The 11,103-nt window shown below is 36.0% G+C and carries 5 protein-coding genes; all 5 read left to right on the top strand.

What is annotated here, in order from left to right; genetic code table 11:
• On the top strand, window positions 1-1,431 hold a 1,431-nt coding region (locus tag Q0543_RS15290), incomplete at its 5' end, for an ankyrin repeat domain-containing protein (protein WP_299255049.1).
• A 131-nt stretch (window positions 1,432-1,562) separates the two neighbouring features.
• On the top strand, window positions 1,563-6,491 hold the full coding sequence (locus tag Q0543_RS15285) for a hypothetical protein (protein ID WP_299255046.1): 4,929 nt from the start codon (window positions 1,563-1,565) through the stop codon (window positions 6,489-6,491).
• A gap of 638 nt (window positions 6,492-7,129) precedes the next feature.
• Window positions 7,130-7,801 carry a hypothetical protein gene (locus Q0543_RS15280; RefSeq protein ID WP_299255043.1) on the top strand — a complete coding sequence of 224 codons (672 nt, stop codon included), beginning with the start codon at window positions 7,130-7,132 and terminating at the stop codon, window positions 7,799-7,801.
• A 14-nt stretch (window positions 7,802-7,815) separates the two neighbouring features.
• A complete protein-coding gene (locus tag Q0543_RS15275) occupies window positions 7,816-10,374 on the top strand; it encodes a tetratricopeptide repeat protein (protein WP_299255040.1) in 2,559 nt (852 codons plus the stop codon).
• Window positions 10,375-10,385: 11 nt separating this feature from the next.
• The gene (locus tag Q0543_RS15270) at window positions 10,386-11,054 is read left to right on the top strand and encodes a DUF1266 domain-containing protein (protein ID WP_299255037.1); all 669 of its coding nucleotides are present in this window, start codon (window positions 10,386-10,388) and stop codon (window positions 11,052-11,054) included.
• The last annotated feature ends 49 nt before the right edge of the window (window positions 11,055-11,103 follow it).

Raw genomic sequence — 11,103 nt, 5'->3', positions numbered from 1 at the left:
TTTTACATAAAATCTCTTGTTATTGATGAACGTAAAACAAATGGGGCGAAAATATTCAGAATGCAGGATGACCCTAGACTCATTATTGTCACCGAAGATCTCAAAGATTATTTAGAATCCTTAACAGACGATTTAGAACTTTATCACGTGTCATTTGTAAAAACGGAAGAATATTCAGATTGGCTAGAAGACGAGCCTTACTGGAGTAGTTTAGAATTAAAGGGATTAACAAAAAAACTATTTCACTTGTTACATAAATGGGGCATAACTGAAAACGATTCGTATTTGGAGAGAGCAAAAATACTATTAGAAAAAGGAGCAAATGCAAACTTTAAAGCAATTGATGGCGATACTGCACTAAACATGGCATGTTCCATAAAAATGAACGATGGCGGTGTACAATTGGCTAAATTATTCATTCAGTTTGGTGCTGATATCAATCAAGACAAACTTTTGTGGCGTGCTTCGTATCGAAATAATGTACTGTTTGCTGATTTTTTATTAGAACAAGGAGTTGTCAATGGGTTGGAGTCTTCATTAACTACAGCCATTGAACGAAACCATCCGTTTATTGTAAAAGCAATACTAGATAAAAGTACAATCAACCGCTATGCTATGGTTAAAGATGATTTAGGATATACACCGCTACATTTAGCTGTTGCAGAAGGTCGTGAAGAAATCATAAAAATAATGTTGCCGTATTATGATCTAGAAAAATGCACAGACATTATGCCGCTTGATTCCTTAAGCAAAAAGAAGAGTGTGCGTACATTGCTAGGGATCACTGTTTCGGATGCTGAAGTATTTAGCGATATAGATATTGACAACTTAGATGCATCCTGTGTGCATTGCAAAACAGATGTTGTATTTTTAACTCATTTAAGTAGAGCACAATCACTTTATAAAGAAATGACCACAAGAGAGCTTATGATAGATGGCTATTTAATGCCATGGGATGCGCTTTTATCTGTAACGATTCCTGCCTTAAAGGAAAATCTAATAGAAAGTTTTGAAATTTTCAAAAGAGATGTAGAGCAACCTGGTCGAAGCGATATTCCCTTGCAAGCACTGTATATAGAGTATGCCGGTGCTGTAACGGATCCGTTTGATGCGGTAGCAATGGCTAATGGGTATGCGCATTGCGATGAATCGTTAAATTTAAAAAAAGAGCTATTTTCAGAATCCGGCACATTTGATTTCGGAATGATCTATGAAGGTATGGATGAATTAACTGAAAATTTTCCAAATGTGTATAGCGAAATGCAGGAATATTTAAGTCTTGTATCCTTTTTGCATCTGCACATTTCCTTCAGTCATTTTGTTCGTACGGATGCGTTTCATCGTGTTTCTACTGCGAGGCCCTTTTATTTGATTGGAAATGAGCACGACTATGATCCGATACTGATTTATAAATTGGAATCGTTTATTTAGAAAGAGACACCTTTTTAATAATTGCAATAACATCCACTTATGAAAAGGTAAAACCATTTTAACAAATCATTATTTATAGTGAGAAACGGAATAAACAATCACATTGATTAAAATTAAAATAATTAGTTCGCATGACACCACTTACCATACAATCAACCATAGAACGTGAATTACAAACCATTCTTCAAGATGCGATACAATCTGGAAAGATTGGCACCAAAACGCTTCGAATGGTTGTACTGTCGCCAGATAGTAACTTCGGTAAATTAGACGTGTATATTACCAACGATTGGGATAGTTATTTTTCAAAAAAAGATCATGCAATCATTGGTACAATAAATATTTCAGAGTGGCTTGATGTGGCAGATGCAGCACTGGAAAATCAGCAAAATATTGACATCACTTATATTGAGCAAGCAAAAGAAATAACTAAAAAGTATCTAACAACGCAGCCAGCCATACGATTTAATCATTTAGAAATTCTGAATGAAGCATATATTGCTTTTTTAGTTTGTTTGAGAGAAGAGTTACTTACACAAATTGAAGTTGGCATTGCACAAGTAGCTACCTCCTATTCGCAAGAAGATTTTACACATATCGTTGGTTTTTTCACGCATGCTCTACGCTTCGATCTAACAGAAAAAGTAGTATTGCAGGCCTTCAACCATACGGAAGGTATCGGCCCTTTTTATCAGGTAAATCTTAATATACCTGAATACAACTATTCGAAACATTTTCTACGGTTCAGTCAAACAGGGTTTCATTTATTTTGTATGAATGGAACGCTAACAGGACGTTCCAAGACTGAATCAGAAGTATACAGCTATGACACGAGCGAGATTGCCTACATGTATCGAAAAGATACTGATATTATTTTTAGACTAAAAGATGAATTTAAAAATTGGAGCTTATGCTCAAAAGGCTCAGAAATTAAAACAGCACTTGAAGCCGAACAGGCTTTCCTTCAAGCATTCAATACCTTTTTCAGTACGTTTCCAGAAAAAGAATTTATAGTAGCAAACATACCGAACCCAATCACTGAAAACGAAGCATTTGATTCTTGGTTCAGTATGGTGTTGGAATACAATATTGAAATCTATCGCACACACAGAGAAACAATTTTTAAGTATGGCGAAGAAGCATACGCTTATTATCTTCAGCAGATACCCAAAACCAATGTACAGTACGAATCAGCCATAACTTATCTGGCAAGTCAATTATTTTTCTTAAATCGTTTTCAAGAATCAATCGATGTATTTGATACTGTGGTAGTGCTTTCTGATTTTCAGAAAATTCAATATCTATGTTCCTTATTTTTATTGAAAAATAAAGAAGCGTATACCACCTACGCTGCAACAATAGAAACAAAGGAAGAAGTAGCAACACTTGAATTGTTAGATACCTTATGGCTTCTTAGGGAGCCTATGGAACAGGATGCGTTAATAGCACTGAAAGAAAAACTTATCCCTTTAGTAGAAACCTACAAAAACAAAGAAGCGTTCTACCTATTATCAGTCGTGCTTACCAAAGTGTGTGTTGCACTAAACGAACGTGACAATGCATTACTACACGTACAATCTGTACCTACACACGAAACGTTTGAAAAGATTGTACTTCAACACGAATTAAAAAATGCAGATTACATCCTTGAAGCCTACGAAAAACAGATTAAACAAAAAGAGCGTGCGGTAGCTTTTGACAAACAGGTTGAAGAGCATTCGCTCAACACAGAAAAAAACAAGACCGAAGAAATACACAAAACTTCTTACGAACACTGTTATTACGTATCACATAAAATAGAGGTAGAAAAATACACTTGGGTTTACCCATTAGATGCAGAAACGTTTATTTCAACACAAAAAGAAAATGGACCTGTACTCACCGTGTCCAAAATCACAGATGAACAAACAGTTGAAATCCTTAAACAAATGCAACTTCCAACAACACATGAAGTAGATTTGAGTAGCTATACTGATGGTGTTGTTTATATAACTGATACCGAGTTAGGAATAATCGGCTACAACACAAGCGAAAAAGGAATTGAAGAAAGTAAGCTTGCTTATATAAATGAAAAAGCAAAAAAAAATTACCAAAGTCATACCATTGCTGATGGATATGTATATGCCTGCAACAACAATTATTTAGAGATTTACAGCTTACATACAGCGGAATCAAACCCGATATCCGATTCGCTCTATATACAATCTGCGGGGAAATTATTTGTACACAACAATCTACTCGTTGCAAGTGGTGGCGCTGGTTCTTTGATTCTTATTGATGTAACAGACAAAACAAATCCACTAGTCCATTCTACAATTCAAGAAGACTATACACCCAGAAATATGTTTATTGAATTTATTGGCGACTACATGATTAGCCAATCCATTTTCAATATACAAGACCCTGCAACCCCGATTTGTATACGTACAACAAAACATAATTTAGCCCCCACGTATTACTTTGCACCCAAACCCGAAGTGCCTATCATCAGTACGGGAGAAGAATTTTTATTTACAACGTTGCGGAATGAAAACGATCAAGCGACTTATACCAATTGGTTTGAAAGTCTGAATGAAGAAAACTTTTACTACGAACGTGCTCTTCATAATTTAGCAACGGCTTACATGGATGATCGTGTAATCACGTATTCAGATCATCAAATTATTTTATGGGAGAAAGGTTTAAGTCCAACTACAGAAAAAATTGATGTACACGCTGATATTGAAACAATGGTGCAAAATTGTTTCAATTATATTGTGGAAGAACACCCAACATTTAGCATTGGAAAGATTGTGCTAGAACACAACCACATGTATCAACATATTGACATTGCTTTTCACGCAGCCTCTAGCCTAGCGGTCTTAATCGACAGTACAAAAGAACACGACTTACCTATTATATCCAGCACCTTTTTATTGAGTTCGTATTGCGAAGAAGTTTTTCAATGCGACTACAACCCCATGAAAATGGAGTTTGTGTATGATGCGGAAACAATTGTAGAAAAACTAATTTACAATCTACACTTCCCAAAGCATTCGGCCAGGCATGTATTCGTATTGGCGAATAACGAAAGCACTTACGTCTATAATTCAAGTCACCCATGGAATCCATTTCGTATTGAAAAAAATCTTTCTGAAAACCGAAACCTTGACGTACAAGAAGAAACAATAGCAGAAATTATTCTGAGTAAAAATGATGCACGTATTCAAAAGTTAGCAACTGAAATTGATGCGAGTACCTCACGTTTAAACGAGCTCTTGGAAATTTTAAACAAACTATATATTCCTCCGCATACGGGATTGTCCAATAAAATGCCCAGCTCTGAAGAAGCAGCTAATACCTTGACGGAATCGTATGAGTTCATTGACAATACTGATACGTATGAAGATTCTGAAGAAGACGAGGATACAGAAGAAGAATATTATTGCTCTCCTACATACATCGTAAATCCTTATATTTCCCCTAAAATCGAAGACTGTGAAGAAGACACAGAGATTGAAGAAGAGACTCAAATCGACGGTGAATATTATACAAATAAGGAAGAAACGTATGCGTTAAAAACAAAAGCATTTGAAATTCTTTGTTCATTATCGGATCGAACACTTGCCCGAAACATTCTTTTCAATGGAATGAATTTTGATTACATGCACTACAATCTGAAAGATCTACCTGCATCGATTACATTCAACAAAAGATTGATTTACGATTTCATCCGTAACGAGCACGGAATCCGGGATGAATTTGGCAAAGACCCAGAGATTCGTTTATTCTTACTATCCATTATCAACCAGATTGACGATATCGATATGCAAACACGCATTGCGTATGCATGCGAACAACGCAACCATCCATTAATATCTGAATATATTATTAATTTAATTCGGGAAGGAATTAGCTATGATACTTTTAAAGGATATTTTTCAAGCATTGATTTATCTACATTCTCTGCAGAAGCTTTAAAACCGTTTGAATCGCTGTTGCTTGAAAAACTAGCCTATTTTGAATCCACTACCGATAGCATGGAGATCATGGATGCAAAAGAACAACTTCCGTATATCTATGTAATGCTTCAAAAACTGGGATATGACCACATACCCGCAATCGTTTCTAAAAAAATGATGCAGGCGGTTAAAGAGCAAGAACGTTACGGCCCCATGCTTCCAGACGATGACGACTACGAAGAAGAAGGAGCTTTTTTTGCTACGGTGTATCGCACAGCAAAAGTAAAACGCTTACTCTCCTATTTTAAAAACAATACAGGTGCCTTATGGCCACTAGAAGAGGCGCTTGAATTGTATGAAGAATCGTGGAATAAAACTATTGAAGCACTTTTCGAACAGGGCGCTGAACTGTTTGGAGAAACATTCAAAACAGATTTCATAGAACGATTGGCTACACATATCCCCTTGGATGAATCCTTTGCAAACGACCGTTTGTTTGTGTTTGAACTCATTCAATACACCTATACTCATATTCTAAAAAAACCAGCATTTGCTTCCATAGTAGAACCTTTAGTTTTGGCTTTGCATCAGAACAAAGATGTCTTTCTGGATACAATAGATATTGCTGCACTTAAAAATAAAAATAAATTAACCTTGTTGCAGGCCGCTTGGAACGATCTAAAAAACAAAGAATGGGATTTGGCCGAAGAAAAAGCAGATGCCGTTTTAATTATGGATCCAGCCATGGCACAAGTATATTTCTTAAAAGCACGTTTGTTGTGGTTACGAGAAGGTATACCCGCATACTTGGCACAACAAGATTATTTTATTGATAAATCAGCACACGACATAGCTGCATTAGGTCGCTTATACAACTTAAGTGGTTGTGCCTTGGATGTTGAAAAACGCTATGAAGAAGCTCTACCTTATTTCAAAAAAGCAGCACTCAATGTTCCATCAGAGCCAATGTATGTCGCCAACGTGGCAGAAATGTATTACAAACTAGGAAAGTCAAAAGAAGCTGTAAAGCATGCAAAAGCAGCACGTGCCAACGGCAACGAAGGCGAAATATTACAAAAGATTATTGATAACAAAGGGGTGATAACGGTGAGTGAGTAATCTAGTGTGAAAGAGCAGAATGAACATCTTACTGTAGATGGTTGTTGGCGTTGGCACAACAACGGGTTGGGTAGTGCGAGTGTTAAACGAAGCACACTTGCCCCCCTCCTGGCGCCAGTCTTCAGACTGGTGTCTTATATTCTGCAGTCTTTGACTGAATTATATAAATAAACACTAGTGACGCTTCGCTTAACACGAGAGCAAGTGAAGAAAGGTACTGGGGATATGTAGACATTAAAGGTATTTTCCCTCAACATTCGAACCTATAAGAATTTAAAGAGATTGTTATTTTAGGGAATGTTACGCACTTGAAGAATCGAAATAATGGTATGTTTTGGTCTATACAATTGGAAGATACATTCGAACACATAAGCATAAAATGAGACATTTAGAAAACGCTATAAAATCAGAATTACTAGAATTTAATCAACAGCATCCAAGTGCGTATGGAGTAGTTTTTGATAAAATTACAGTTTATAATTTTAGAGATTATAGGGCTGAAATAAATTTAATACCAAACAGATGCTCTGTTCTTAAAATTATAATCCAAAACTTTTTTTGTCGAAACAAAAACAATATCTTTTCGATTCGATATAAAATATACTTAAATTATTTATTTATCATTTAACAAAGCATACATGAGTAAGTCAAGCATGTTACTTAAAATTGAATCACGTACAAAAAGCATCTGGGATGAATTAAATGCAACACACCCAGCTATACTTAACGACTTATTAATGTCTCCTGCAGAAGTAAAGGAAGAATTGAATAAGATTGAGATTCAACCAATCATTGATCATTTTACAAAAGAGTTGCAACAAGCTATTGAAACAGCGAACAATGATGCATTGACGTATGAAGCAATCTGTTATGAATGGTACCATGACAGATTTGATCTTCGAAATCCTGCAATCGGAAAGGCATACGAAAAATGTGCTCATACACTTTTATCCAACATCAATACAGGTCCAGATAATAATTGGACGGTTACGAATGACACAAAGCCTACCTTAAGTGGAAATGTGCTGGATATAAATCGCTTATCCGTAAGTCTAATCACTCACCTATGGTATGACTTAATAGGAAGATCTGAAGAAAAACAAGAAGTATTGTACAGCGATTTTTATGACAACACACCGATGACCTTGTTTGATGAATTATTCAAATTGAAATTATTTACATTGCTGGATGCAGCGTATACAAACGTAACGGTCAAAAAACCTAGTTACTTTTCTGTTTCCATATATGGTTACTGGCATTCAATAGTTACGGAATACAGAATAGAAGCGCAACCAAAGCTTACAAATTAAATACTAGTTACAACATGACCGATCAAGAACTATTAGGCATCGAAACCCTTTCAGATAAAGTAGCAATACAAAAAGCACTACGTGATAAAATAGCGGAGTTGGATTTTGAAATTGATATTGAACGAATCTTTAGTTATATACACTGTGCGCAGCGTCTTCTTCGAAAAATAGAAAGCATCGTCCCTACAAAGGTATTGATGTCGGACTCGGATAAGGAACTCTTAGAAACAGGAGCACAATGCATTTCACCTGAAACACTCGTAGCGCATCTAAGCAATCTATACAACAATCCTACTAGTCGGTTTGATATCGCATTCTGGAAAAGTTCTATAGATAGTATAAAAAGTACCGACAAAGAAAATCTATTTGCCTATTGCCAAGCTATTGCAGATTTTTTAAATGAAAAACCATATCTAACATCTGAGATACTTAAATTATTAGCAAATGCTTTTCCATTTGTAGATTTTTTTCCAGATCCTAAAGATGAGGCAAACAAAGCCTTTTGGGAACAATACGGATATATTTACAGACTCCTTCGAAATGGAAATAACGAACTAGATTTAATTGTACATGCCATACCTAGAGATGTTTTCTCAACAAACCAACTCGATGAACTTTATAACCGCCTATTACATTCGGCAAGTTGTTACAGAGAAAAAAAATATGCACAAGCTTTTAATGTCTTAGCAGAAGGAATACCCGACGAAGCAAAACCACTGATACTGTGGCAACGCAAGCTTAATATATTGTACAAAGCAGCATTTATAGAGCAAGAAGAAAACGTAGCTGTCATTTTTGAACAGACACTCGATACAGCATTCGCATACTACCCTCAAGATAAGCAATTGATCTACATGCGCGCTAAATTTATTTTCAACTCATCCAATGCATCACAAGCAAAAGCAGGCATCATTGAAATACTAAAGACAAATCCGGATCATACTAAATGTTTATTTCTGTTAGGAAAGTGTTACTTGAAGCTCGGTATAACTAGAGCGGCCTTACTCATTTTTGAAAATCTATCGAAACTCAATCCGTTGAACATTCAATACGTAACTGCTGCCGCAAGTGCACGCAGAGCATATATTGATTTTTGCATGAAGGAGTATGACCCAAAAGAAAATAGCAAACAGTTTTACATAAAAAATATCAACGCACTCATTGAACAAGGCATGTTTGATGAGGCTGTAACACTTGCCTCGCAAGCTCCTGCTGATGATGCAGACATGAAAGCGCTACTGCTTTATGCAAAAGATATAGAAACCTATTCAATCAAAAAAAAGAAAGATAAAAAAGCACTTAAAGAAGCTCTGTCTCTTACCACCGATAATAATATTGCCTATAAAATAAAAACGCATTATTTAAGAGATATCCCAAGCTGGTCGGAAGTAATTGAAGAAAAGGAATTCATACTAAATTATTACAATGAATACCCAACCGATGCTATGGCAAATTATCAGATGGGTATGTCATTTTATGCAACAACGGATTATGAGAAAGCCTATGAATATTTTTCAAATGCGAATACGCTTGATTCAACAAACATAGAGATCTATTACAATCTGGCACGTGCTGCTGGCCAAATCAGAGAATTTGAAAAAGCGATAGAATATATGCGTATCTATTTGCAATACAACAAATACGCATTAACAGCAAATGAATTGGTGTGTGAATGGTCTTTTGCAATACAAGATTATAAAAATGCCCACCTATCTGCAAAATGGATATTAAGTATTTGTCGTACCAATGAGTTTGACTCAAAATACCATTTTTATTTTACGGTATCGTTAAGTCATTACTTAAATACCATTCCAAAAGAATATCACAACCATCTGTATATAGAAGAATCCTTAGACTTGTACGATGGCTACAAAAAACCAGAAACGTTTTTAACGGAAGGTAATGGTATAAAATCCATGTATGGTGCCGCCAAACTTTGTTTTGAAATGGGAAATTATGGGCGCTGTGTCAAATATGTTAAACATGTTTTGAAGCATACTACAGACCATAAAAACGCTACCATAGAACTATGCATACTTGAATTATTACCGCAAAGTTTGTATACGCTTAAACGGTATGAAGAACTAATTGAATTGGTAACAGAACCAACAGAAGCTTTATTTACGAATGGATATGTGTACAAGGGAGCCACTCCAGCCTATTTTCTATCAGCAGCTCACGGTAAACGCAAACAGTATACAGAACAGATGGATTGGGCATTGAAGTGTGTGCACTGTTACAATCTATCAGAGACGCCTCCGATAGATTGGATTGAGAACTATTTGATGGATAAGTTTAGCTTTGTTATGGAAAATGACATTGATCTATACATCATTCCGTTTGGAAGCATCTATCTCGATGTGATCAAGACCACCAATCTAAATCACATTTGGATGTCACATAATATGGCCAATGCATATGATGCATTTGATATGCCTACAGAAGCATTGATCCATCATCAAAAATGTATTGCCTACGGACTAGAATTTCCAGATGACTGCGAAGAAGAAATAACAAGTTCGAAAAATTACATCAACACACATTCAACTTCCAGTTCTGTAAAATCTAATTAATCAGCCTCACCATGAGTAAATATCATACATTCGAAAACCCAACACAGTTAAGTAAATCTCAATTGTGGCTCATTGCTACTTCTGCGATGCTTGCAGAATTAAATAAGGAATATCACGATACGCTTCTACCCCACCACATATATAGTACGCCACTTTTATTAAAAGATAGCAAACAATGTTTGTTGCGGGATTGGGAAATCAAAAATCTTGCAGACCTGAGCGACACATTCAACTATTTACATAACGAAAAAACGTTTGCTGCTGTGCAGGACAATTGGGAATTGTTAAGCAACGAAGAACTGAAACAAAACAAACACGCAGGCATCGATATGGAGTTCAGCAATCTACTGAGCATGGTAGATGATTACCAATTCGATTTGGCCAAAAGTGATTATGGCTGGCACTACGGTCGTTGCGCTTGGCTCATCCGACATAGTTTCTACAATGACTTCATTACAGAGTCTGAAGCATGGAGTCTATTGGAGGAAAATGGCAAACGCATAAAAGACTCCTTTGATTCGTGGGAAAGTTTTGGACTATCCTACATCATTGGTGCGCAGTATTGGAAAAGTAAAGAATACACGGAAGTGGTGATGATGGAGTTCAAAAACAATATCAACTATTTACTAAGCAATAAAAATTCGCCTTGGCTGAATGTGGATTGGAATGATTTTGAATAGATCGGCTACAAGCTATTGTTGGTGTTGCTGCCAGATCCAATCAATGATC

Source organism: uncultured Cytophaga sp. (assembly GCF_937863595.1).
Classification (GTDB): domain Bacteria; phylum Bacteroidota; class Bacteroidia; order Cytophagales; family Cytophagaceae; genus Cytophaga.
Note: the sequence above shows the minus strand (reverse complement) of the source record. Positions and strands in the feature narration are given on the sequence as shown.